This is a genomic window from Micromonospora phaseoli (genome assembly GCF_900109115.1).
In the GTDB taxonomy this organism is placed as follows: Bacteria; Actinomycetota; Actinomycetes; order Mycobacteriales; family Micromonosporaceae; genus Micromonospora; species Micromonospora phaseoli.
In genome coordinates this window covers 185,919-209,379 of the sequence record NZ_FNYV01000009.1, presented here as the reverse complement: position 1 = coordinate 209,379, position 23,461 = coordinate 185,919, and the positions used below count along the sequence as shown (strand labels likewise).

The following is a 23,461-nucleotide window of genomic DNA, read 5'->3' as shown; positions in this document are numbered from 1 at the left end:
CGACCCCGAGCGGACCCTGAATTCCGACCCGGGGTCGGACCTGATTTCCGGCCTGGAGGGAGAATGGCGCGATGGCCGGGTACCGCCGACAGCTCTACCGCGACGACGCGGTGGTGCTGCGTGTGCAGAAGCTCGGCGAGTCGGACCGGATCATCACCCTGCTCACCCGGCGGCACGGCCGACTGCGCGCGGTCGCCCGGGGGGTACGCCGGACCACCTCGAAGTTCGGCGCCCGGCTGGAGCCGTTCGGCCACGTCGACCTGCAACTCGCCGGTGACCCCAAGGGGGAGCTGGGCAGTTCGCTGCACAGCGTCAGTCAGGTCGAGGGGATCGACCTCTACGGCAAGCGGTTCCTCGGCGACTATCCCCGCTACACCGCGGCCAGCGCGATCGCCGAGACCGCCGAACGCCTCACCCCGGTGGAGCGGGAGCCGTCGCTGCGGCTGTTCCAGCTCACCCTGGGGGCGCTGCGGGCCCTCGCCGAGGGCAGCCACGCCACGACGCTGGTGCTCGACGCGTACCTGCTGCGTGGCATGGCGCTGGCCGGCTGGGCGCCGGCGCTGATCGCCTGTGCGGTCTGTGGCACCCCGGGCCGGCACCGGGCCTTCTCGGTACCGGCCGGCGGCGCGGTCTGCCCGGACTGCCGCCCACCCGGCGCCGCCCATCCGGCCCCGGCCACCATCGACCTGATGTCGGCGCTGGCGGTCGGCGACTGGCGGGTCGCCGACGCCACCGAGACCGGGGTACGTCGAGAATGCAGTGGACTGGTCGCGGCGCACCTGCAGTGGCACCTGGAGCGCGCGCTACGCTCGCTGCCGCTGGTCGACCGGGGCGGCGGGCCGGCGGCACCCGGCGCGCTCCAGCCACCTGGCGACCTGCCCGCTGTGGTGCCACCGCCGCGGGCCGCCGATGCAGGGCCGCCCGACCGGGCTTCGCAGGACGTGAGCAGGGAGTGAACCGAGTGATTCGATCCACCAGGGCCGGCCGGCGCGCGCCGGTGCCGCCGACACCGCACCCGTCGGGTGCCCGACCGCCGGCGCTGCCGTCGGGGGCGGTGCCCCGGCACGTCGCCGTGGTGATGGACGGCAACGGCCGGTGGGCCAAGGATCGCGGGCTGCCCCGCACCAAGGGGCACGAGGCGGGGGAGTTTTCTCTCTTCGACACCATCGAGGGCGCTGTCGAGCTGGGCATCCCCTACCTGTCGGCGTACGCCTTCTCCACCGAGAACTGGCGGCGCTCGCCGGACGAGGTGCGGTTCCTGATGGGCTTCAACCGCGATGTCATCCGGCGTCGCCGGGACCAACTGGTCGACCTCGGGGTACGGGTGGTGTGGTCCGGTCGGGCCGGGCGGCTGTGGAAGAGCGTCATCAGCGAGTTGCAGACCGCCGAGGAGATGTCCCGCGGGAACTCGACGCTGACCCTGCAGTTCTGCGTCAACTACGGCGGCCAGGCGGAGATCGCCGACGCCACCGCGGCGATCGCCCGGGACGTGGCCGCCGGACGGCTCGACCCGGCGAAGATCACCGAGAAGACGATCGGGCGGTACCTCTACCACCCCGAGGTGCCCGAGGTGGACCTGTTCCTTCGGCCGTCGGGCGAGCAGCGGACGTCGAACTTCCTGCTCTGGCAGAGCGCGTACGCCGAGCTGGTCTTCCTGGACACGCTCTGGCCCGACTTCGACCGCCGCCACCTCTGGTACGCCTGCGAGCTGTACGCCCAGCGGGACCGCCGGTTCGGTGGCGCGCTACCCAATCCGGTGGCGCCGACCACCTGACGCATAGCATCGGGCCGGGCTGGGTATCACCTCCGCAGCAGCCACTGACGGAGGTGAACCCATATGATCCGCAAGCGCGTTGGCCAGTGGGCGGTGATGGCCGTGGCGGTGCCGTTGGCAGCCGCCGGCGCTCGCCGGCTCAGCCAATCGTTGGAGTCTCGCCGCGGCCCGTCCCGAGCGAGCAACCTGCTCACCCGGGGAGCCGACCTGATCCGCCCGCAGAAGGCCCGGCGTAGCCGCTTCTTCTGACCTGCACAGCACCGTGCCCCGCCTTCGAGGTCGAAGGCGGGGCACGGTCCTTTTGACCTGCACAGCACCGTGCCCCGCCTTCGAAGCTGAAGGCGGGGCACGTCAGGTCGTCGCCTCAGGCCTCGACCTCGGCGCGGTCGGGGGTTGCCCAGAGGGTGTGGTAGGAGCCGTCCCGGTCGACGCGGCGGTAGGTGTGCGCGCCGAAGTTGTCGCGCAGGCCCTGGATCAGCGCGGCCGGCAGTCGCTGGGCGCGCAGCGCGTCGAAGTAGGCCAGCGACGAGGCGAACGCGGGCGCCGGCACCCCGGCGCGGGCCGCGTCGGCCACCACCCGCCGCCAGCTCGGCACGCCGTCGCGGACGGTGTCGGCGAACCACGTCGCCACCAGCAGGGTGGGCAGCTCCGGCTGCTCGTCGTACGCCTGCTTGATCCGGTCGAGGAAGCGGGCCCGGATGATGCAGCCGCCCCGCCAGATGGTGGCGGTGCCGCCCAGGTCGATGTTCCAGTCGTACTCGGCACTGCCGGCCCGAATCTGGTCGAAGCCCTGGGCGTACGCGACGATCTTCGAGGCCAGCAGGGCGCGCCGGACGTCCTCGATGAAGGTCTCGCGGTCACTGACCTGCCACTTCTCCCCGGCCTCGGGGAACGCCCGGACCGCTGCCTCGCGCTGACCGACGTGGCCGGAGAGCGACCGGGCGAAGGTCGCCTCGGCGATGCCGGTGATCGGGATGCCCAGGTCGAGGGCGATCTGGACGGTCCACCGGCCGGTGCCCTTCTGCTCGGCCTGGTCCTGCACCACGTCGACGAAGGCCTCGCCGGTGGCCGCGTCGGTGTGTGCCAGCACGTCGGCGGTGATCTCGATCAGGAAGGACTCCAGCTCGCCGGAGTTCCACTCCCGGAAGATCTGCGCGATCTCCGCCGGCGTCGCGCCCAGCCCGGCCCGCAGCAGGTCGTACGCCTCGGCGATGAGCTGCATGTCGGCGTACTCGATGCCGTTGTGCACCATCTTGACGAAGTGCCCGGCGCCGTCCGGCCCGACGTGCTGGCAGCAGGGCACCCCGTCGACGTGCGCGGCGATCTTCTCGAAGATCGGACCGAGCTTGCGGTACGACTCGGTCGAGCCGCCCGGCATGATGCTCGGTCCCCACAGCGCGCCCTCCTCGCCGCCGGAGACGCCGGTGCCGACGAAGTGCAGGCCCTGTGCCCGCAGCGCCTCCTCACGGCGGCGGGTGTCGGCGAAGTGTGCGTTGCCGCAGTCGATGATGATGTCGCCCGCTTCGAGCAGGGGCACCAACTCGTCGATCACCGCGTCGGTGGGGCCGCCCGCCTTCACCATGATGATCACCGCTCGGGGGCGCTCCAGCGCGGCGACGAAGTCCGCGAGGGACTCCGTCGGGACGAAGGTGCCCTCGTCGCCGTGCTCGGCCACCAGCGACCGGGTCCGCTCCGGCGAGCGGTTGTGCACCGCCACGGTGAATCCGTTGCGGGCCAGGTTGCGGGCCAGGTTCCGGCCCATCACCGCCAGCCCGGTCACACCGATCTGCGCCGTAGCCCGATCCGCCATCCTCGTCGCCACCTTCCGCCTTCGACCTGTAGTGCTGCGACGGTATCGCGGTCCCGCGCGTTCGTGCGCCGACCCCCACCGCCGGTCATCAGGTGGTCGCATTGCGCACGTGGAGTAATTCGGGTGCGGTCACCGCCGCCTGCGGCTAGCCTACGGTCATGCGCTACTGACGCCCCTCTTCCGAGCCGGGTCCGCCGCCGTCGTGCCGCGACCCGTGTGCTCCCGGGCGTCCGCGTCTCGCCATCCACCGTAACCGTCGGTGGTGTCCTCCGTGGTCGGTCCCGGGGAGCAGTCCCCATCCGTTCGGCCGCCGTCGCGGCGGTCACCAGACACCGCGGATCAACCGGCTCCGGCCGGTCGCCGCAGAGCAAGGAGGCACGGATGCCCGCCAAGCGCAGCTCCCGCAAGTCCCGTCCGGCCCGTCCCGCGCCCCAGGTCGCGGACCTCACGCCGGCAAACCTCGACCAGGTCGTCGTCGCGCCGGCCGTCGCCCTGCCGGCGGTGCGACCGGCGGCACCGAAGGCCGGCCCGCCGGTGACCGGTGCCCCCGGTGTGGGGCGCGGCCAGCAGGCGGGCTCGGCTCGCCGGTACGCCTTCCGGCGCAGCTGACAGTTCAGCCGGGGTGGTCGCCCGCACCGGGGCGACCACACCCGGTTCAGTGGTCGGCGCAGCAGGGAGTCGGATCCGGCACCTCGAAGGGGGCCAGACCTGTCGAGTGGTGTGGCACGGTCACCAGCACCAACTCGCCGGCCTGCCACTGCGGCCGGACGAAGTCCCGGGTGTGCACCGGGGTGTCCGGCGCGGCCGAGGCCCCGCCCAGCACCACGACCCGTTCGATCGCGCTGGTGGCGAGCAGGTCGCCGACGGTGAGCGTGCCCACCAACCGCTCCGCGCCCGGGAAGCGCACCGCGCGGCCCGACCGGCGGGCCGTGTGCTCGCTCGCCGCCTGGATCGCCGCGTCGTGCAGTTCGGGCGGTGTACTGGGCAGGCCCGCGAGCCGGTCGGGCTCCGGCGTCGCCACGCTGAGGGCCACGTGCGGGTACGGCGCGGCAACCAGGTGGGTGCAGGTGACCAGATTCGGCCCGGCGAGTGGGCCGACGTGCCGGTCCAGCCAGTCCTCGGCCTCCCGGAGGGTCCGGTGACCCAGACTGATGCCGAGGATCACTGCGGCAGAACCCAGATCGGGTTCGCGTAGAACCAGAGGTCCTCCCACGGGTTGGCGGCGCCGGGGACGTCCAGCGCCGGGCCGAACGGGTCCACCGCCGCACCCATCAGGCCGGGCTGGCTGCGCTTGCCGTCCGTGCCACGGATGCGCAGGTAGAACGGCTCGTTGGCCCGACCGAAGGAGTGGCTGACGGAGATTCGTCCGGTGCGCCTGGTCACCTCGAAGGACTTGACCACCTTCGTGTTCGGCGCGGTGAAAGCGTCCTGGTCGGCGACCGGGCCGGTCACCCGGCCGGCGATCACGTCGACGCGAGAGAGCACCGGCACGAACTGCGACCAGTTGGGGACGTCGGCCAGGTCGATGTCGATGGTCACCTCGACGGACGTACCGCGTTTGACCCGCAGCACGCCGCCGAGCGGCGTACCCGAGTTGGCGCGCCGGTCACCGGCGACGCGGGCCCGGACGTCGAGGCTCCTGATCAGACCGCCGTGGTCCACCCAGACCCGGCCGGCCCGCAGGCCGTCCATCACGGCACGGTAGCTGAAGGTCTTCGCCCCGACGTGGGTACGGCTGTACTGGCCGGGCCAGTAGTCGCCGGCCTCGGTGATCACCGGCCCGTGAACCGGGTCGTTGTACCTGCCGTTGAGGTTGAAGTCGCTGTCCGGCCCGCGCTGGGAGGTGTCCAGGTAGTTGACGTGCGAGTCGGAGTTGGCACTGATCCACCAGGCCCGTCCCTCGGCGAGCAGGCTGTCCCAGAGCCCACCGACGGTGGAGGTCATCCAGTCGTACCCGCCCCAGGTCCGGTAGCTCTCCAACGGGTAGCCGGGGAACGAGTTCGCCGAGGGGTTGTTGTCGTAGTAGCCGCGGGCCCGGCCGCCGCTCGCCCGAGGCAGGCCGGCGGCTTGGTGGCCCGGCGCGCCCTCCATGCCGATGGCGACGCTCGGGTCGGCGTCCCGCCAGGCCCGAATCTCGTGCGGGGAGTCGATGCCCCGGCGGGCCGGGTGGTTGGCCAGGAAGAGCGCGCCCTCGACCCGGCGCTTGCGGACCGCCTCGCCCAGGAACTTGATGCCGGCGATGGCGAGCGCCTCGTTGGCCGGGGTGGAGTCGCCGGCGTTGCGGACGCCGCCGTCGAAGGAGTTCTCGAACTCCTTGAGCACCGCGACCTCGTCGCGTCCCGGGTGGACGAAGACGGTGGCGTGCTCGGCCGCCGGGATGTTCCACTCCAGGCCCTGGTAGATCAGCAGGTCCTTGAGCCGGCCCCGGGCATCGACGATGTCCGGGTTGACCTTCTCCACGCCGATCTTCGCATGGGTCGCGCTGCCGTGGTCGGTGACGACCATCCAGTCCAGGCCGTAGGCCCGAGCGTGCCGGGCCTGGTCGATGACCCGGTACATGGCGTCCGAGCTGTACTGGGTGTGGATGTGGTGGTCGCCGGCGAGCCAGCGGAACCCGCCGGTCTTGCCGTGGTCGCCACCGGGACCGTGGCCGTGGCCGCCGGCCGAGGCGGGTGCGCCGGCGGCCAGCACGGTGGTGGCCGCGCCGGCCCCGAGCAGGCCGGCGTTGCGGAGGAAACCACGCCGGCTGAGGTCGGCCGGCGGCAGTTCCCGGTCCGGGATGGACAGGTCGAGCGCCGGGGGTACGTCGGTACCGGTGGTCGAGTCGTGATCGTGGTGGTGCGCGTGGCCGTGGCCCATCTGCTGCTCCGGTTTGTTCGAGGAGACGTCGCAGGCCAATCTGGTCGAGTCAGCCGAACGTCGCGTGTCACCTTCGCGGCGCAGATGCGAACATGCGGCTCCGGCCATATGTGCGTGGCTCGGTCTCCCCGCCGTCCCGCTGTGTCAGCCGATCAGCGGGCGGAAGGTGCCGAGCATGATGCTGATCGCCAGCGCGGTGCCGGCCAACGCCGTCGCGCCGACCACGAGCAGCCAGTCGGCGGCGCCGAAGTGCTGCCGACGGGCGAAACTGCGGGGGACACCGGAGTCGAAGCCGCGCGCGTCCATCGCCACCGCCAGCCGGGTCCCCCGCCGGATCGCTCCGACCAGCAGCGTGAACGCGGTCGAGGCGAACAGCCGCAGCCGGGCCAGCGGGTTGCGGCCCGCCTCGACGCCGCGTGCCCGGCGGGCCATCGCGATCATCTGCCACTCCGCACCGAGCAGCGGCACCAACCGGAACGCCGCCAGCGCGCCGATCGCGAACCGGGCCGGCGCCCGGGCGTTCTGGACCAGCGCGTCGGCCAGGTCGGTCGGGTCGGTGGTGGCGAAGACGATCACCCCGGGTAGGGCCACCGCGAACAGCCGCAGCACCAGGCCGAGCGCGGTGACCAACACTCCCGAGGTGACCAGGACCGGCCCGGCGTCGAGCAGCACCCGTCCCGACCGGTCGGCCGCGAAGAGCACCAGGGTGACCAGTACGCCGCCGGCAGCGGCCAGCAGGGGCCAGGCCCGCCGGACCAGCACCCGGGGGTGGATGCCGAACAGTGGCAGCACCGCCAACTCCACCGCGATCGCGATGGCCGGCGCAACCGGGTCCAGCGTCGCCATCAGCGGGATGGCGAACAGCAACGCCGCCGCCAGCTTGGCCACCGGGTTTCGCCGGGCCAACGGCGCGTCCGACCGGGCGATCGGCTCCAGGTCGATCATCGCTGCTCCGGTGCGCCGCCGGTGGACGCGGCCGGGTCAGCGGTTGCGGCCGGTGCACTGCCGGAACCCCTGGTCGGTGCCGGGGGATGGCCGAGGATCAACGTGCGGTCGGCCAGCGCGGTCACGAATTCGGTGTCGTGGGTGACCGTGACGAGGCCGTGGCCCGCCTCGCGCAGCTCCGCGAAGAGATCCACCAACTCCCACCAGGTCCGGCGGTCCTGGCCGAAGGTGGGTTCGTCGCAGATCAGCAGGCGGGGGGCGGTGGCCAGGGCGGTCGCCACGCTCAACCGCCGGGCCTCGCCACCGCTGAGGGTGTACGGGTTGGCCGCGGCGAGTCGGGCCAGCCGTAGCCGGTGCAGCAGCTCCTCGACGCGGTCGCCGACCGCTGCCTCGATGGCCCCGGCCCGGCGGGGGCCAAGCGCCAACTCGTCGCGAACCGTGTCGGTGACGAACTGGTGCTCGGGGTCCTGGAACACCGAACCGATCCGGCCGGCCAGCGCGGGCGCCCGCCAGCGGTGCGGGGGAGTGCCGGTGTCCTTTCCGGCCAGGTCCCGGCTTGCCGTAAGTCGCCCGCTGCCCGGCTTGAGCAGTCCGCCGAGCAGCAGCGCGAGGGTGGACTTGCCGGCGCCGTTGCGCCCGAGCACGGCGAGCGTCTCACCGGCACGTACGGTCAGGTCGGTGGGGGCCAGCCGGGGTGGCAGGCCGAGTCGGTCCGCGGTGAGCAGCACCTCGCCGGCCGGGCCGGTGGCCCGGCGCGGTGGGATCTCCCGGCCGGGCACCCAGACCCCCTCGGCGGCGAGCGCGTCGCCGTGGGCGGCGAAGATCGCCTCCGGCGCTCCGTCGGCGCGCACCCCGCCGCCGGGTTCGAGCACCACCACCCGGTCGACCAGGGGCAGCGCGTCGGCGACCCGGTGCTCGACCAGGATCAGTGTGGTCTCGTCGCCGACCGCCCGGGTCAGTGCCGCGCGGATCAGGGCGGCGCCGGCCGGGTCGAGGTTGGCGGTGGGCTCGTCGAGCAGCAGCAGGCCGGGACGCAGCGCCAGCACGCCGGCCAGCGCGAGACGCTGCTGTTCGCCGCCGGAGAGGGCGGCCGTGGGGCGGTCCCGGTGGTAGGGGAAGCCGACCCGGTGCAGCGCCTGGTCCACCCGGGGCCAGATCAGCCCGGCCGGTACGCCCCGGTTCTCCAGCCCGAACGCCACGTCGTCGCCGCTGCGGGCCATCACGAGCTGCGTCTGTGGGTCCTGGAAGACGATGCCCACCCCGTCCCGGGCCTCGCCGGCCGGCCGGCCGTCGATCTCGATCGTGCCCTCGTGCTCGCCGGAGTCCTCGGGTAGCAGCCCGGCCAGCGCGGCCAGCAGCGTGCTCTTGCCGGCGCCCGAGGGCCCGAGCAGCAACACCCGTTCGCCGCGCTCTACCCGCAGGTCCACTCCGCGTACCGCCCAGGCCCGACGCCCGGCGTGCCGCCAGCCGAATCCGCGCAGCCTCACCCCACCCACACCCCACCCCTCCCCTCCTGAGCGCTCGACCCTGCCCGGTTGACCATGAGGTTGGCGGGTGGTTCGAAGATCGGACTCCCCGCCAACGCCATGATCAACGCGATGGACGAGGTCAGACGAGGGGTCGGTCGCGGCCGGAGGGGAAGCGGGCGAGGACGCCGGTGCCGGCCAGGGCGCGGGTGAGCAGGTGCGCGCCGGCCCCCGCGATCACGGTGGCGCTGAGCACAGTGAGCAGCGCGTACGGGATGCGGTAGCTGACCAGCGCGTACGGGGCGTTCCAGACGAAGAAGTCGAACAACGCCGCGCCGAGCCCGGTCAGTGCGCCGGCCAGCAACGCGGTCGGCAGCCGGAACGAGCGGTACCGGAACGCGGCGAACGCCAACTCCGCGCCGAGACCCTGGATCAGTCCCTGGACGATGGTGATGCCGCCCCACTCCGAGCCGAGCAGCGCGGAGACCGTCGCGGCGACCGCCTCGCAGAACAGCGCGGCACCCGGCTTACGGATCACCAGCCCGCCGAGCACCGCGGGGACCAGCCAGACGCCGTACATGAGGGCCTGGCTTGCCGGGAAGAACGCGAAGGCCGGGTCGGCGGCCCGCCAGAGCAGTCCCCAGGCCCAGAAGATGACACCGAAGCCGACGGCGATCACCGCAGCCACGACGATGTCGATGGTGCGCCACCGGCTACTTGTCGGTTGATTCATGATTGCTCCCAGTTCAGGGTCGAACCAGGCAAGACGCACGCTCGGCCCGGCGGTGCCGAGCGTGGCGGGCTGGAGGTGGACCGAACTCCCTGCGCTGGCATTACCCAGATCAGGTATCGAGGGTCTGCGGGCGGACCCGCACTCTCAGCGCTGTGCGCTCCCCTGTCGGAGGTGTTGTCTGTCCCGCCGACGCTAGCACCATCGAAGATCGACAGACAATGTGATCTTCGCAGGTCGTGACGGGTGCTCGCGTCCGACGTGGCGGCGCCGGACGGGATCCGGGGCCGGGCCAATTCTGTGACATTCATCGACGTTGCCGGTTCCGAACGGTAATCTCAGGCCGCCGATCCGCAACTGGCCGAGGGGCGACGGGTGACCACAGAAACTGATCAGGCCGCGGCGGCCGGCGAACCGGAGCCCCCAGCTGCGGGCGCGGGCGTCGCCACCCGGGTGCGCGTGCCGGAGCCCGCCGGCGAGCAGCCGCCCCGCCGATGGCTCGGCGACCGGATCGGTTCGGTGGAGGTCCTGGCCGCGCTGCTGGTCCTGCTGATCGTCTTCCGGGATCCGTTGGCCGCCGCACTGGACGATCCCCGTCTGCAGACCTGGACCACCGTCTTCGTCTCGATCATGGTGCAGGCGGTGCCGTTCCTCGTCTTCGGGATCCTGCTCTCGGCCGTGATCGCGGTCTTCGTACCCCGGTCGTTCTGGGCGCGGGCGCTGCCTCGGCATCCGGCGCTGGCGGTGCCGGCGGCCAGCGCGGCCGGGGTGGTGCTGCCGGGCTGCGAGTGTGGCGCGGTGCCGATCGCGGGCTCGCTCATCCGGCGGGGCGTCACGCCGGCCGCCGCGCTGGCCTTCCTGCTTGCCGCCCCGGCGGTCAACCCGATCGTGCTCGTCGCCACCGCCGTCGCCTTCCCCAACAACCCCGAGATGGTCGTCGCCCGTGGCGTCGCCAGCCTGGTCGTCGCAATGGTGATGGGCTGGCTCTGGCTGCGGCTCGGCCGCACCGAATGGATCAGGATGCCGCGCCGGCCGGAGCTGGACGACGCCTCCCGGTCCCGCGCCTTCTGGGCGGCCGTCCGGCACGACGTCACCCACGCGGGTGGGTTCCTGGTGCTCGGCGCGATGGCCGCGGCCAGCATCAACGTGCTGGTGCCGGAGCGGTGGCTACAGAACCTGGCCGACAACGCCTGGCTGTCGATCCTGGCACTGGCGTTGCTCGCGGTGCTGCTCTCGCTCTGCTCGGAGGCGGACGCCTTCGTCGCGGCCTCGCTGTCGCAGTTCTCCCTCACGTCCCGACTGGTGTTCCTGGTGGTGGGGCCGATGGTCGATCTCAAGCTCATCTCGATGCAGGCCGGTGTTTTCGGCCGCCGGTTCGCCTTCCGGTTCGCACCGACCACGTTCGCGGTGGCCCTGCTGGTCGCCACCGGAGCCGGGATGGTGCTGCTGTGAACCGGCAGGCGCAGGCGGTGGTCCTGCTGCTGCTCGGTGGTGCGGTGATCCGGGCCAGCGTCACCGACCTCTACCTGCGATACGTCAAGGAGGGGCTGCGCCCCTTCCTGATCGCCGCCGGCCTGCTGCTGGTGGTCGCCGCGATCATGACGCTCTGGCACGAGCTACGCCCGGCCGCCCCCCGCGCGCTCGTGCCGGCGGGCGGCGCCGCTGACGGCCCCGGCGATGCGCCCGGCCCCGGCGATGCGCCCGGCGACAGTGCCGCCGCCGACCACGACGAGGGACACGGGCACGGCCATCACGAGCCGCGCGTCGGGTGGCTGCTCATCCTGCCCGTGCTCGGCCTGCTGCTGGTCGCCCCGCCGGCCCTCGGGTCGTACGCCGCAGGGCAGGCCGGCACCGCGCTCAGCAGCCAGCAGCAGTCGGACTACCCACCACTGCCCGAGGGCGACCCGGTGCAGGTCAGCGTGCTCGACTATGCCTCCCGGGCGTTGTTCGACCGGGGTGCCTCGATCGGCGATCGGCGGGTGCTGCTCACCGGCTTCATCGCCAGCGGTGCCGGCGGGGAGCCGATCCTGGCCCGGATGGTGCTGTCCTGCTGCGCCGCCGACGGCCGGCCGATCAAGCTCGGGCTGACCGGCGACGTGCCCGCCGGGCTGCCCGACGACAGCTGGGTGGAGGTCGTCGGGCGCTACAGCGACCGGCTGGGCCGGGACCCGGTCAACGACGCGGAGATCCCCTACCTGGAGGTCGAGTCCTGGCGGCAGGTGCCGGTACCCAGGCAGCAGTACGACTGACCCGGCCGGGCAGGCCGGGTGCCGGCCGTCGGTAGGCTGCCGGCATGCGTATCGACGCCCGGGGTCTGCGATTCGAGGTCACCGCCGGGGGACCCGAGCAGGGCGAACCGGTGCTGCTGCTGCACGGCTTCCCGCAACATTCGGGCGAGTGGGACGCCGTGTCGCCCGTCCTGCACGCCGCCGGTCTGCGCACCTACGCCCTGGACCAGCGGGGCTACTCGCCGCAGGCGCGACCCACCCAGGTCGAGGCGTACCGGCTCGGTGAGTTGGTCGCCGACGCGGTGGCGGTGCTGGACGCCCTCGGTGTGGCCACCGCGCACGTGGTAGGACACGACTGGGGCGCCATCGTCGGCTGGGCGCTGGCCGCCACCCGTCCGGACCGGGTACGCACCCTGACCGCGGTCTCCGTGCCGCATCCGGCTGCCATGGCGCACGCGCTGGCCCACGATCCGCAGCAGAAGGCGCGCTCGGCGTACATGCTGCTGTTCCGGCAGCCGGTGGTGGCCGAGAAGACCCTGCTGGCCCTGGGCGCCGCCGGGCTGCGCCGGCTGCTGCACGGAGTCGGCGACGCCACCCGGGTGGCCGGGTACGCCGATCCGATGCGCGAGCCGGGCGCGCTGACCGCCGCGTTGAACTGGTACCGGGCGATGTCCCGGGGGGAGTTGGCGGCGGTCGGCCCGGTGGCGGTGCCGACCACCTACGTCTGGAGCGACGGTGACGTCGCCATCGGAGGCGTAGCGGCGCAGGCCTGCGCCGCCCACGTGACCGGCGACTTCCGGTTCGTCGAGCTGGCCGGGGTCACCCACTGGATCCCGGATGCGGCACCGACGCCGTTGGCCGAGGCGATCCTGGCCCGGACGAGTGCGACCGGCTGAGCGAGCGGAGAGAACATGGTGCCCAGTGCCGAGGACTACCTGGCCACGGTGATCGAGACGATGAACCGGGTGGCGCACGGCCAGCGCGACCAGGTGGCCCGGGCAGCCGACCTGATCGCCGCGGCGGTCCGGGCCGACGGGGTGGTGCACGCGTTCGGCACCGGTCACTCCGAGGCGTTGGCGATGGAGATCGCCGGTCGGGCCGGTGGGCTGGTGCCGACCAACCGGATCGCCCTGCGGGACCTGGTGCTGCACGGCGCGGAGCCGGCCGGCGTGCTGGGCCCGAAGCTGGAGCGCGATCCGGCCGTGGCCCACCGCCTCTACGATCTCGCCCCGGTCGGTCCGCACGACGTCTTCGTGCTCGCCTCGAACTCCGGGGTGAACGGGGCGATGGTGGAGTTCGCCTCGCTGGTCCGGCAGCGGGGCCACCGGCTGGTGGCGATCACCTCCGGGCAGCACTCGGCCCGGATGGAGTCCCGCCATCCGTCGGGGCGCAAGCTCGCCGACTTCGCCGACGTGGTGCTGGACAACGGAGCACCTTACGGTGATGCCACCCTGCCGCTGCCCGGTGGTGGCGCGGTCGGCGCGGTCTCCTCGATCACCGCGGCCTTGCTGGCCCAGCAGATCGTGGTCGAGGTGGTGGCCCGGCTGCTCGCCGCGGGCGAGCGCCCGCCGGTCTACCTGTCGGCCAACATCGCCGGTGGCGACGCGCACAACGACGCCCTCGAGGCTCGGTACGCGGGACGGATCCGCCGCGGCTGTTGAGCCGGTTTCGCGTTGCCGCCGTTCGGGCATCAGCGATGCCGCCGGCAGGATCAGGGCCGGCGGAGTTTCTCCCCCGGAGGTCCGCAGTGTCCAAGGAAACCGAGAAGCAGCGGTGGCAGCGCAACTTCGCCGACCTGCTGCAGGAGTTGCGGGTCGCGCAGACCGGCGTGCAGATTCTCTTCGCCTTCCTGCTCACCCTGCCGTTCAGTAGCGGCTTCAGCCGTACCACGCCGTTTCAGCAGGACGTCTACATCGTCGCGCTGCTCGCGGCGGCCGGCGCCACCGCGATGATCATCTCGCCGGTCGCCTTCCACCGGGCGCTGTTTCGTCAGGGGCGCAAGCCGGAGCTGGTCCGTTTCGCGCACCGGATGGCCAGTGGCGGCCTGGCCTTCATGCTGGTCGCGATGGTCAGCTCGGTGCTGCTGATCACCGACTTCGTGCTGGACCGGCCGATCGCCTTCCTGCTCAGCGCGGTCACCGGTCTCTGGTTCCTCACCTTCTGGGTGGCGCTGCCGTTCTCCCGGCGAAGCTGGGGTGAGGACGACATCGACGACGAGGAGGATCCGAGCGGCCTTCAGCAGAGCTGAGGAGCGAGGCCGTCTCGGATATTGCTGACTACCTTTGGGTAACAAACGCGGGTAGCCTGCTGAACAGGCGGAACAGACTCCAGTGTCCGGATCCAGCCCGGGGGGTTAGCCGTGGCCATCGCCGAGAATGACCGTTCGCCAGCCATCGAAGACCGCAGCGCCGACCCGCCGCCCAGCGGTTCGGGCCAGGCGCCGTCCGGCGCGGCGGGCCAGGCGCCGTCCGGCGCGACAGAAGGGGTCTCCGAGAAGGAAGCCCGACAGGTCGCCGAGGGGGCCCGGCAGACCAGTTGGGACCGGCCCAGCTTCGGCAAGGAACTCTTCCTGGGCCGGCTGCGGCTGGACCTGATCGACCCGTGGCCCCGGCCGGACCCGGCCGAGCAGGCCCGGGCCGAGGAGTTCCTCGGCAAGCTCCGCGACTTCGTGGCGTCCGACATGGATGGTGCGGCGATCGAGCGCGACGCCCGCATCCCCGACGAGGTCTTCCAGGGCCTGGCCCGGTTGGGCGCTTTCGGCATGAAGATCGACCGGGAGTACGGCGGGCTCGGGCTGAGCAACCTGCACTACTGCCGGGCGCTGATGCTGGCCGGCTCGGTAAGCCCGGCGATCGGCGCGCTGCTCTCGGCGCACCAGTCGATCGGCGTACCGCAGCCGCTGAAGATGTTCGGCACCGACGAACAGAAGCAGCGGTTCCTGCCCCGGCTGGCCGCCGGCGAGGTCTCCGCGTTCCTGCTCACCGAACCGGATGTGGGCTCCGACCCGGCCCGGTTGGCGACCAGCGCGGAGCCGACCCCGGACGGCACCGGCTACCGCCTCAACGGCGTCAAGCTGTGGGCCACCAACGGCACCGTGGCCACCCAGCTCGTGGTGCTGGCCCGGGTGCCGAAGACCGAGGGGCACCGGGGTGGCATCACCGCGTTCGTGGTCGACGGCGACGCCGAGGGCATCACGGTCGAGCGGCGTAACGCCTTCGTCGGCCTGCGTGGCCTGGAGAACAGCCTCACCCGCTTCCACGACGTCTTCGTGCCGAGGGAGAACGTCATCGGCGGCGAGGGCAAGGGGCTCCGGATCGCCCTGAGCACCCTGACCACCGGTCGGCTGTCGCTGCCGGCGATGTGCGTCGGTGCCGGCAAGTGGGCCCTGAACGTGGCCCGGGAGTGGTCCGCCGAGCGGGTGCAGTGGGGCCGACCCGTCGGCGAGCACGAGGCGGTCGCGCAGAAGCTCTCCTTCATCGCCGCCACCACGTACGGCATGGAGACGATGCTCGACCTCTGCTGCCTGCTCGCCGACGACGACCGCAACGACATCCGGATCGAGGCGGCGCTGGTGAAGCTCTACGCCAGCGAGATGGCGTGGCGGATCGCCGACGAGCTGGTCCAGATTCGCGGTGGCCGGGGCTACGAGACGGCCGAGTCGCTGGCCGCCCGGGGCGAGCGCCCGGCCGCGGTCGAACAGATGCTGCGCGACCTGCGGATCAACCGGATCTTCGAGGGGTCGACCGAGATCATGCATCTGCTCATCGCCCGCGAGGCGGTGGACGCCCACCTCTCCGTCGCCGGGGACATCATCGACCCCGACGCCGGGCTCGGTCGCAAGGCCAGGGCCGGTGTGCGGGCCGGCGCGTTCTACGCGCGGTGGCTGCCGACCCTCGCGGTCGGCAAGGGACAGCAACCGACCGGGTACGCCGAGTTCGGTCCGCTCGCCGGGCACCTGCGTCACGTCGAGCGCGCCAGTCGGAAGCTGGCCCGGTCCACCTTCTACGCGATGTCCCGCTGGCAGGGGAAGATGGAGCGCAAGCAGGCGTTCCTCGGCCGGGTGGTGGACATCGGGGCGGAGCTGTTCGCGATGAGCGCGGTCTGCGTACGCGCCCACTCGGAGCGGGACACCCGCCCGGAGAACGTCGAGCTGGCCGACCTGTTCTGCCGCCAGGCCCGGGTCCGGGTAGACGCGTTGTTCACCGCACTGTGGGACAACACCGACTCGGTCGACGTGGTGGCGGCCAAACGGATCCTCGCCGGCCGCTACGCCGCCCTGGAGGACGGCATCATCACCCCACCGGCGGACCTGCCCTGGGTAACCCCCTGGACCCCCGGCCCCACCACCGTCACCACCGACGCCCGCCGCCGCATCCCCCCACCCTCCTGACCCGACCCAACCCGCCAGCCCTTGTTGATCAAGAGGTTTGGGTCGGGAATCCCGCGGAATCGTGACTCAAACTTCTTGGTCAACAGGGGGTTGGGGTGGGAGGTCAGCGACGCGGGTCGCGGAGGCCGAGGCGGCGTAGTTCGAGGGCGGCCAGGGCGTCGACGGTGGCGTCGTCACCGCGGCGCCACGCCTCGGCCACGTCCGGGGCGATCCGGGTCAGCTTGCCCAGTGGCTGCCCTGCCAGGGCGCGCAGGGCCAGCAGGTCCCGACCGGCGGGCGCGGCGGCCAGCGCCGCCGCCGAGCCGGCCCGGCGCATCCAGCGCACCCGCAGCGGCAGCCAGCCGAACAGCACCAGGCTGAGCGGGACGATCAGCATCCCGACGGCGAGCGCCAGCGCCAGCTGGTCGACGAGTTCCTGCTGGTCCCGTCCGGCCTCGGCGAGCGAACGGGCCGCCTCGGCCGCCCGCTCGAACGGTGCGGTCAACTCGTCGCCGACCAGCGGTACCCGGCCGACCTTCCCGCCGGCGTCGGCGAGGTTGTCGGCCAGCCCACCGCCGGCCCCCTCCATCTTCTGCCCGGGTACGGCCAGCTTCTGCACGAGATCGTGCAGCCACAGCGCACCCCGGATCGCCGCGTACACCCAGGCGACGACGAGCAGGTCGGTGAGCAGTTGCCGCAGGGCGGTCGGAAAGCGATCAGCGTAGATCTTCACGCCGGACAGCGTGCCACGGCGCGGCCCACCGGGCATCCCGACCTCGGCGCTCGCCGCCCCGCCGATCATGCACTTCTGGTCGCCGGTATGCCCGCCCTTGTCCCGACGAAAAGTGCAAGATCGGCGAGCGTGGTGGGGGCCGCGGTGGGGCCCGGCGGGTTAGCGGGCGCAGGTGGGGCAGGTGCCGAAGATCTCCAGGGTGTGGCTGACGTCGGTGAAGCCATGCTGGGCGGCCACCCGGTCGGCCCAGGTCTCCACGGTGGGGCCGGCGACCTCCACCGTACGTCCGCAGGCCCGGCAGACGAGGTGGTGGTGGTGCCCCTCGCTGCATCGGCGGTAGAGATGCTCCCCGCCGGGGGGCCGCATCACGTCGATCTCGCCCGCGTCGGCGAGACCCTGCAACGTCCGGTAGACCGTGGTCAGCCCGACCCGCTCGCCCCGATCGCGCAGCATCGCGTGCAGGTCCTGGGCGCTGTGGAAGCCCTCCACCTCCGCCAGCAGGGCACTCACGGCGGAGCGCTGGCGGGTGTTACGGACAGCGGTACCGCTCTCGCTCATGACAGCACTCCGTTTCGCTGCGTGCCGCCCTGAGGCGCCACCGCGCTCGGCCGCCTGGTTCGCTGGCTCATGATCCCTCCCCGGCGTGGCTGACGGCGTCGGCCACGATATGCGCGACGTGCTCGTCGACCAGGGTGTACGCGATCTCCCGACCTCGCCGGGAGCCGCGAACCACGCCCGCCCCACGTAGCACCCGCAGATGCTGGGAGACCAGCGGCTGCGTGACCCCGAGTTTGTCCACCAACTCGTGCACGCAACGCTCACCGCCGGCCAGTTCGCTGACGATGGCCAGCCGGATCGGCGCCGAAAGAGCGCGCAGAAGCTCGCTGGCACCCTCGTACGCGTCGTAGCCGGATCCGCTGGTCACCCTGCAACGGTAACCAATACCGGCGCGGACCTCGTGGTCAGGACCCGCCGAGCACGACCTCGTGCGGTTCGGGTGTCGGCGTCGGCTCCGGTCGGGACCGCCGAATCCGGCGCCAGACGGCGGCCAGCAGGGTGACCACGACGAACGAGGCGATCGCGAGCACCACCACCGAGGCGCCGGGCGCGGTGTCGGCGACCGCGGCCAGCCAGACCCCCGCGCCCGCGGCGAAGAGGCCGAGCGCCATCGCCGCCGCCATGGTGCTCCGGAACCCCCGGGTGACCTGCTGGGCGGTGGCCACCGGAACGACCATCAGGGCGCTGATCAGCAGGACGCCCACCGCCCGCATGGCGATCGTCACCGTGATCGCGGTGGTCACCGCGAGCAGCAGGTTCAATGCCCGCACCGGCAGGCCGGAGACGCGGGCGTACTCCTCGTCGTGGCAGACCGCGAAGAGGGCGGGTCGCAGCGCGATCATGGTGATCAGCACTGCGACGCCGAGCACCGCGATGGTGACCAGGTCGTTGCGGGAGGTGGTGGTGAGCGCACCGAACAGGTACGCGTTCAGGTTGGCGCTGGTGCTGTCGGAGAGCCCGACCAGGACCACCCCGCCGGCGATGCCGCCGTAGAACAGCAGCGCCAGGGCCAGGTCGCCGGAGGTACGTCCGCGTTCCCGGATCAACTCGATGACGATCGCGCCGAGGGTGGCCGCGATCACCGCCATGATCACGGGGGAGGTCTGGAAGAGCAGGCCGGCGCCGACACCGGTCAGCGCCACGTGCCCGATGCCGTCCCCGATCAGCGCCAGCCGCCGTTGCACCAGGTAGATGCCGAGCGTCGGCGCGGCCAGGCCGATGATCATCGCGCCGATCAGGGCGCGCACCATGAACTCGTACTGGAAGAGGCTCATCGGGAACTCCACAGCCCGACGGGCTCCTCGGGACCGTGCGGGTGCACGTGGTCGTGGTCCGGCGCGGCGTGGTGCCCGGCCGGTTCGGGCACCACACCGTCGTGCGCGATCAACCCCTGGTGTACGACGATCGCCCGGCTGATCAGCGGTCGCAACGGGCCCAGCTCGTGCGCGACGAGCAGCACGGTCCCGCCGTCGTCGACGAAGCTGCGCAGCGCACCGGCGAAGGCCTCCTGGCTGGCCGCGTCCACGCCGGCCGTCGGCTCGTCGAGCACCAGCAGCTCGGGACGGCCGGCCAGCGCCCGGGCGATCAGCGTGCGCTGCTGCTGCCCGCCGGAGAGGGTGGCCACCGGGTCCTTGGCCCGGTCGGCCAGCCCGACGGCGCGCAACGCCGCGGCGACCGCCTCCCGGTCGGCGCGCCCCGGTGGACGCAGGACGCCCCGGCGGGCCAGCCGGCCGGAGGCGACCACCTCGGCCACCGTTGCCGGTACGCCGCTGCCGGCGCCGAGGCGCTGCGGGACGTACCCGATGCGGCGCCACTGCCGGAACCGGCGCGCCGGCTCGCCGAAGAGGGTAACCGTGCCGGCGCTGAGCGGGACCAGCCCGAGGATGGCGCGGATCAGGGTGGACTTGCCGGAGCCGTTGGCGCCGAGGACCGCGACCACCTCACCGGCGGTCACGGTCAGCGAGACGTCACGGAGCACGGGGCGGCCGTCGTAGCCGACCACCCCGTGCGCGACGGTGATGACTTCAGGTGTCACGAGCAGCTCAACGCCGTCCTCAGGGTCTGCAGGTTGGTGCGCATCACCGAAAGGTAGTCCGCGCCGTTGCCCTCGGACAGTCCCTCGATGGGATCGAGCACCGCGGTCTGGGCGCCGACCTCCTGGGCGATGGTCTCGGCGACCTTGGGGCTGACCAACGTCTCGAAGAAGATCGTGGTCGCCTGGTGCTCCCGGGCCTCCTCGGCGACCACGGCCAGTCGCTGCGGGGACGGCTCGTCCTCCGGGCTCAGACCGCTGATTCCGATCTGCTCCAGCTGGTACTTCTGCGTCAGGTAACCGAAGGCGGCGTGGCTGACCACGATCTCCCGCCGCTGGCAGGTCTTGAGGCCCTCGGTGAACTCGGCGTCGAGCTTCTCCAGCTCGGTACGCAGGGCCGTCGCCCGCTGGGTGTAGTCGCCGGCCCGGTCCGGGTCGACGGCGCCGAGCCGCTCGGCGAGCTTGTCGCCGATGGTGGCAAGCCGGGTCGGGTCGAGCCAGACGTGCGGGTCCTTGGCGCCCGACTCACCTTCGGCGGGCTCCTCCTCGGCGTGCGCCTCCTCTTCGTCATGGCCGTGCTCGTCCTCGTCGGCGTGCTCCCCGCCGTGGTCGTGCCCGCCGGCCGCGGCGTCCAGCAGCGGCTGCACGCCTGCCACGTCGAAGGCGCGGTCACCGGCGTTCTGCTCGACCGCCTCGTCCACGGCGGGCTGGAAGCCGTCCAGGAAGAGGACCAGCTCCGCCTCGCTGATCTGCCCGACCTGGCCCGGGTTCAGCTCGAGGTCGTGCGGCTCGGCGCCGGGCCGGGCCAGGTTGGTCACGGCGACCGCGTCGCCGCCGATCTGCTCGGCGAGGAACTGCAACGGGTAGAAGCCGGCCACCACGTCGACCCGCTCCGGGTCGGCGCCGGCCGGACTGTCATCGGTCGAACACGCGGCGACGCCGGTCAGGGCGAGCAGGGCGGCCGTGGCGGTGGCCAGGGCGCGCGGGGCGGGGCGGAAGGTCATGTCATCGACTCTCCGCGACAACGAGAATGATTGTCAAAAACGCATGATTGCATGTCAGAGCAGCTTCACCAGTCCGGCGGTGACCAGCAGGGTCAGCGCCAGCAGCCGGATCACCCGGGTCTGCGGGGTCTGTACCCGCCAGGTGGTGACCATCAGCGCGCCCAACCCACCGGCCAGCAGCAGGGTCAGCAGCCCGCCGAGGACCCCCGGGGTGAAGAACGCCACCAGTACCAGGAGCAGGGTGACCAGGAACACCGTCGTCGGGTTGACCCGGGCCAGTCGGCCGGTGATCCCGAGCTGCGTACGCTGCATTCCTCAGACTCTACGAGGAGGAGGCCCCGGTGCTGGTGACCAACCGGTTCGTGGTGGAAGACGACGCCGCCGAGGCGTTCCCCGCCCGGGCCCACGCGGCCCTTGCCGCGCTCGCCGCCCGACCCGGCTACCTGCGCGGACAGCTGGTCCGGGCGCTGGACGACCCCCGGCACTGGTGCCTGGTCACCGAGTGGGAGTCGGTCGGCACCTACCGCCGCGCCCTCGGCGGCTTCGACGTGAAGATCACGGCGGTGCCGCTGCTCGCCGAGAGCATCGACGAGCCGTCCGCGTACGAGGAGTTGGCCTCCGCCGCGCCGGGCGGGGACGTGGTGACGGTCGCCAGCGACCGGGCTGCGGGTCCTTACCGCTGAGCCGCCGGGCACTACGCTGACCCCTATGACCGCTCCCGGACCGGCAGCCCCACCACCGGACCCCTCGCTGCCCGGCCAGCAGGGACCTCAGGTCCCGAGCGAGACCGGCACGCTGCCGGGCGGGTCCGGTCCGCCGTCCACCGACGGCACCGGCGTGACCCCCACCAGCCCCGCCGCGTCGACACCTCCGGAAGGCGCCACCCCGGGCGTACCGGCGCCGCCGCCCGGGCCCGGGGTGGCCCCGCCGTTCGCGGCCCCACCGACCGAGGGAGGCCGGTCCCGGCTCTGGCTCGGCCTGGGCGCCGGGGCGCTGGCCCTGCTGCTGTGTTGCGGTGGCGGCGGTACCGCGGTGGTCGGCCTGCTGGTCAGCGGGGTGCAGGCGATCGAGGAGCAGGGCCGCACGGTCTCCGGGGACTACTACCGGGCCCTCGCCGACGGCGAGTACGGCCGGGCGTACGACCAGCTCTGCGAGGACGCCCGGCGACGCGAATCCCGGCAGGAGTTCGAGCGCCGCAGCGCCGCGGAGCCGCAGATCGCCGCCTACCGGGTCGGCGAGGTGGACACCACCACCCTCACCGTGCCGGTGGAGGTGACCTTCGCCGGCGGTGGCCAGGAGCGGCAGCAGGTCGTGCTCGCACAGGACAGCCAGACCGGTGGCATGGAGGTCTGCGGAGTCAACTGACCGGTCGCAGGTAATGTGCTGGGCCGGGGCCCACACCGGCCGTACCGTTGTCCCGGACTGTTCGATCCATCCCACCACGTCCCCGCCGACCGCCAGTCGGCGTAGGAGGAAAAATGCCAGCCGACCGAATCGACGCCGTCGTCAGCCTCGCCAAGCGCCGAGGCTTCGTCTTTCCCTCCAGCGAGATCTACGGAGGCACCCGGTCGGCGTGGGACTACGGTCCGCTCGGGGTGGAGCTCAAGGAGAACGTCCGCCGGCAGTGGTGGAAGACCATGGTCCAGCAGCGCGACGACGTGGTGGGCCTGGACTCCGCGGTGATCCTGGCCCGCGACGTCTGGGCCGCCTCGGGCCACCTGGACGCCTTCGTCGACCCGCTGACCGAGTGCCAGTCCTGCCACAAGCGGTTCCGCGCCGACCACCTGGAGGAGGCGTACGAGGCCAAGCACGGTCGCCCGCCGACCTCGCTGGCCGAGCTGAACTGCCCCAACTGCGGCAACAAGGGCACCTTCACCGAGCCGCGGATGTTCAACGGCCTGATGAAGACCTACCTGGGCCCGGTGGAGAGCGACGAGGGCCTGCACTACCTGCGACCGGAGACCGCCCAGGGCATCTTCGTCAACTACCGGAACGTGGAGACCGTCGCCCGCAAGAAGCCGCCGTTCGGCATCGCGCAGACCGGCAAGTCGTTCCGCAACGAGATCACCCCGGGCAACTTCATCTTCCGTACCCGCGAGTTCGAGCAGATGGAGATGGAGTTCTTCGTCGAGCCGGGCACCGACGAGCAGTGGCACGAGTACTGGCTCGCCGAGCGTTGGAACTGGTACCTCGACCTCGGTCTGTCCGAGAACAACCTGCGCTTGCACGAGCACCCCAAGGAGAAGCTCTCCCACTACTCGAAGCGCACCGTCGACATCGAGTACCGGTTCCAGTTCGGCGGCACCGAGTTCGCCGAGCTGGAGGGCGTCGCCAACCGCACCGACTTCGACCTGTCCACGCACAGCAAGCACTCCGGCGTCGACCTCTCCTACTTCGACCAGGCCAAGCAGGAACGGTGGATTCCGTACGTGATCGAGCCGGCGGCCGGCCTCACCCGCGCGGTGCTGGCGTTCCTGCTCGAGGCGTACGACGAGGACGAGGCACCGAACACCAAGGGCGGCGTCGACAAGCGGACCGTGATGCGCTTCGACCCGCGGCTGGCCCCGGTCAAGGTGGCGGTGCTGCCGCTGTCGCGTAACGAGGCGCTCTCGCCCAAGGCGAAGGCCCTCGCCGCGCAGCTGCGCAAGCGCTGGGTGGTCGAGTTCGACGACTCGCAGGCCATCGGCCGCCGCTACCGTCGTCAGGACGAGATCGGCACCCCGTTCTGCGTCACCGTCGACTTCGACACCCTGGACGACGATGCGGTGACCGTCCGTAACCGGGACACGATGACCCAGGAGCGGATCGCCCTGGACCAGGTCGAGCGCTTCCTGATCGACCACCTCCCCGGCTGCTGACGGGTAAGGAGGGGCCCCTTCTTAACGCCTCGCGTAGAGCAGGGGCCCCCTGTTAACACTCACCACCACCCGCCCCGTCGCCGGCCGACCGGGTG

Annotated in this window: 26 protein-coding genes and 1 riboswitch; of the genes, 13 read left to right on the top strand and 13 right to left on the bottom strand. The window is 72.2% G+C overall.

From position 1 onward, the window contains the following. The first annotated feature begins 71 nt into the window (after positions 1 to 71). From recO to BMY89_RS22350, 3 genes are all read left to right on the top strand, one after another. Positions 72 to 956, top strand: coding sequence for a DNA repair protein RecO (recO, locus tag BMY89_RS22360; protein ID WP_092381988.1), 885 nt, complete (start codon positions 72 to 74; stop codon positions 954 to 956). A gap of 41 nt (positions 957 to 997) precedes the next feature. Further along, on the top strand, positions 998 to 1,774 hold the full coding sequence (locus BMY89_RS22355; RefSeq protein ID WP_175510404.1) for an isoprenyl transferase: 777 nt from the start codon (positions 998 to 1,000) through the stop codon (positions 1,772 to 1,774). A gap of 63 nt (positions 1,775 to 1,837) precedes the next feature. Continuing rightward, the gene (locus BMY89_RS22350; protein WP_092381987.1) at positions 1,838 to 2,023 is read left to right on the top strand and encodes a hypothetical protein; all 186 of its coding nucleotides are present in this window, start codon (positions 1,838 to 1,840) and stop codon (positions 2,021 to 2,023) included. A gap of 115 nt (positions 2,024 to 2,138) precedes the next feature. Here the strand turns inward: BMY89_RS22350 and gndA are convergent, their stop codons facing one another. Then, positions 2,139 to 3,584, bottom strand: coding sequence for an NADP-dependent phosphogluconate dehydrogenase (gene gndA, locus BMY89_RS22345; protein WP_092381986.1), 1,446 nt, complete (start codon positions 3,582 to 3,584; stop codon positions 2,139 to 2,141). 381 nt (positions 3,585 to 3,965) lie between these two features. Here gndA and BMY89_RS22340 point away from each other — a divergent pair, with 381 nt between their 5' ends. After that, the gene (locus BMY89_RS22340; protein ID WP_092381985.1) at positions 3,966 to 4,193 is read left to right on the top strand and encodes a hypothetical protein; all 228 of its coding nucleotides are present in this window, start codon (positions 3,966 to 3,968) and stop codon (positions 4,191 to 4,193) included. Positions 4,194 to 4,239: 46 nt separating this feature from the next. Here BMY89_RS22340 and BMY89_RS22335 read toward each other — a convergent pair whose 3' ends face one another. The 5 genes from BMY89_RS22335 to BMY89_RS22315 form a co-directional block, all read right to left on the bottom strand. Beyond that, positions 4,240 to 4,749, bottom strand: coding sequence for a hypothetical protein (locus tag BMY89_RS22335; protein ID WP_232521489.1), 510 nt, complete (start codon positions 4,747 to 4,749; stop codon positions 4,240 to 4,242). Then, entirely contained in the window at positions 4,746 to 6,443 is a 1,698-nt protein-coding gene (locus BMY89_RS22330) for a PHP domain-containing protein (protein WP_092381984.1), read from the bottom strand. The genes BMY89_RS22335 and BMY89_RS22330 overlap by 4 nt, the downstream gene beginning before the upstream one ends. A 144-nt stretch (positions 6,444 to 6,587) precedes the next feature. Beyond that, positions 6,588 to 7,388, bottom strand: coding sequence for an energy-coupling factor transporter transmembrane component T family protein (locus tag BMY89_RS22325; RefSeq protein ID WP_092381983.1), 801 nt, complete (start codon positions 7,386 to 7,388; stop codon positions 6,588 to 6,590). After that, positions 7,385 to 8,884 (bottom strand): ABC transporter ATP-binding protein, encoded by a 1,500-nt coding sequence (locus BMY89_RS22320; RefSeq protein WP_092381982.1) that lies wholly within the window; start codon positions 8,882 to 8,884, stop codon positions 7,385 to 7,387. Before BMY89_RS22320 ends, BMY89_RS22325 begins: the two co-directional genes overlap by 4 nt. A 112-nt stretch (positions 8,885 to 8,996) precedes the next feature. Continuing rightward, on the bottom strand, positions 8,997 to 9,587 hold the full coding sequence (locus BMY89_RS22315; RefSeq protein ID WP_092382066.1) for an ECF transporter S component: 591 nt from the start codon (positions 9,585 to 9,587) through the stop codon (positions 8,997 to 8,999). 68 nt (positions 9,588 to 9,655) lie between these two features. Further along, a riboswitch (TPP riboswitch) is annotated at positions 9,656 to 9,761 on the bottom strand. Between the two features lie 282 nt (positions 9,762 to 10,043). Between BMY89_RS22315 and BMY89_RS22310 the strand changes: the two genes are divergently transcribed. The 6 genes from BMY89_RS22310 to BMY89_RS22285 all read left to right on the top strand — a co-directional run bounded on the left by BMY89_RS22310 (position 10,044) and on the right by BMY89_RS22285 (position 16,202). Beyond that, positions 10,044 to 11,036, top strand: coding sequence for a permease (locus BMY89_RS22310; protein WP_372433311.1), 993 nt, complete (start codon positions 10,044 to 10,046; stop codon positions 11,034 to 11,036). Further along, positions 11,033 to 11,833, top strand: a complete 801-nt coding sequence (locus tag BMY89_RS22305) for a TIGR03943 family putative permease subunit (protein WP_092381980.1) — start codon at positions 11,033 to 11,035, stop codon at positions 11,831 to 11,833. The genes BMY89_RS22310 and BMY89_RS22305 overlap by 4 nt, the downstream gene beginning before the upstream one ends. Before the next feature lie 44 nt (positions 11,834 to 11,877). After that, positions 11,878 to 12,708, top strand: a complete 831-nt coding sequence (locus BMY89_RS22300) for an alpha/beta fold hydrolase (RefSeq protein WP_092381979.1) — start codon at positions 11,878 to 11,880, stop codon at positions 12,706 to 12,708. 15 nt (positions 12,709 to 12,723) lie between these two features. Continuing rightward, the gene (locus BMY89_RS22295; RefSeq protein WP_092381978.1) at positions 12,724 to 13,473 is read left to right on the top strand and encodes a sugar isomerase domain-containing protein; all 750 of its coding nucleotides are present in this window, start codon (positions 12,724 to 12,726) and stop codon (positions 13,471 to 13,473) included. 86 nt (positions 13,474 to 13,559) lie between these two features. Next, the gene (locus BMY89_RS22290) at positions 13,560 to 14,060 is read left to right on the top strand and encodes a DUF6328 family protein (RefSeq protein WP_092381977.1); all 501 of its coding nucleotides are present in this window, start codon (positions 13,560 to 13,562) and stop codon (positions 14,058 to 14,060) included. Positions 14,061 to 14,204: 144 nt separating this feature from the next. Further along, the gene (locus tag BMY89_RS22285) at positions 14,205 to 16,202 is read left to right on the top strand and encodes an acyl-CoA dehydrogenase family protein (RefSeq protein ID WP_092382065.1); all 1,998 of its coding nucleotides are present in this window, start codon (positions 14,205 to 14,207) and stop codon (positions 16,200 to 16,202) included. Positions 16,203 to 16,305: 103 nt separating this feature from the next. Here BMY89_RS22285 and BMY89_RS22280 read toward each other — a convergent pair whose 3' ends face one another. From BMY89_RS22280 to BMY89_RS22250, 7 genes are all read right to left on the bottom strand, one after another. Further along, the gene (locus tag BMY89_RS22280) at positions 16,306 to 16,914 is read right to left on the bottom strand and encodes a hypothetical protein (protein ID WP_092382064.1); all 609 of its coding nucleotides are present in this window, start codon (positions 16,912 to 16,914) and stop codon (positions 16,306 to 16,308) included. Between the two features lie 159 nt (positions 16,915 to 17,073). Beyond that, positions 17,074 to 17,472 (bottom strand): Fur family transcriptional regulator, encoded by a 399-nt coding sequence (locus tag BMY89_RS22275; protein ID WP_092381976.1) that lies wholly within the window; start codon positions 17,470 to 17,472, stop codon positions 17,074 to 17,076. Positions 17,473 to 17,539: 67 nt separating this feature from the next. Next, positions 17,540 to 17,839, bottom strand: a complete 300-nt coding sequence (locus BMY89_RS22270; protein WP_092381975.1) for an ArsR/SmtB family transcription factor — start codon at positions 17,837 to 17,839, stop codon at positions 17,540 to 17,542. Between the two features lie 37 nt (positions 17,840 to 17,876). Next, positions 17,877 to 18,746, bottom strand: a complete 870-nt coding sequence (locus tag BMY89_RS22265) for a metal ABC transporter permease (protein WP_092382063.1) — start codon at positions 18,744 to 18,746, stop codon at positions 17,877 to 17,879. Continuing rightward, positions 18,743 to 19,507, bottom strand: coding sequence for a metal ABC transporter ATP-binding protein (locus BMY89_RS22260; protein ID WP_092381974.1), 765 nt, complete (start codon positions 19,505 to 19,507; stop codon positions 18,743 to 18,745). The genes BMY89_RS22265 and BMY89_RS22260 overlap by 4 nt, the downstream gene beginning before the upstream one ends. Further along, the gene (locus tag BMY89_RS22255; RefSeq protein ID WP_092381973.1) at positions 19,504 to 20,508 is read right to left on the bottom strand and encodes a metal ABC transporter substrate-binding protein; all 1,005 of its coding nucleotides are present in this window, start codon (positions 20,506 to 20,508) and stop codon (positions 19,504 to 19,506) included. The genes BMY89_RS22260 and BMY89_RS22255 overlap by 4 nt, the downstream gene beginning before the upstream one ends. A 54-nt stretch (positions 20,509 to 20,562) precedes the next feature. Then, entirely contained in the window at positions 20,563 to 20,820 is a 258-nt protein-coding gene (locus BMY89_RS22250; RefSeq protein ID WP_092381972.1) for a hypothetical protein, read from the bottom strand. A 29-nt stretch (positions 20,821 to 20,849) separates the two neighbouring features. Between BMY89_RS22250 and BMY89_RS22245 the strand changes: the two genes are divergently transcribed. The 3 genes from BMY89_RS22245 to BMY89_RS22235 all read left to right on the top strand — a co-directional run bounded on the left by BMY89_RS22245 (position 20,850) and on the right by BMY89_RS22235 (position 23,366). Continuing rightward, complete coding sequence (locus BMY89_RS22245; protein ID WP_092381971.1) at positions 20,850 to 21,191, top strand: antibiotic biosynthesis monooxygenase; 342 nt, start codon at positions 20,850 to 20,852, stop codon at positions 21,189 to 21,191. A gap of 154 nt (positions 21,192 to 21,345) precedes the next feature. After that, positions 21,346 to 21,873, top strand: a complete 528-nt coding sequence (locus BMY89_RS22240; RefSeq protein WP_092382062.1) for an Rv0361 family membrane protein — start codon at positions 21,346 to 21,348, stop codon at positions 21,871 to 21,873. A gap of 113 nt (positions 21,874 to 21,986) precedes the next feature. After that, positions 21,987 to 23,366 (top strand): glycine--tRNA ligase, encoded by a 1,380-nt coding sequence (locus BMY89_RS22235; RefSeq protein WP_092381970.1) that lies wholly within the window; start codon positions 21,987 to 21,989, stop codon positions 23,364 to 23,366. The last annotated feature ends 95 nt before the right edge of the window (positions 23,367 to 23,461 follow it).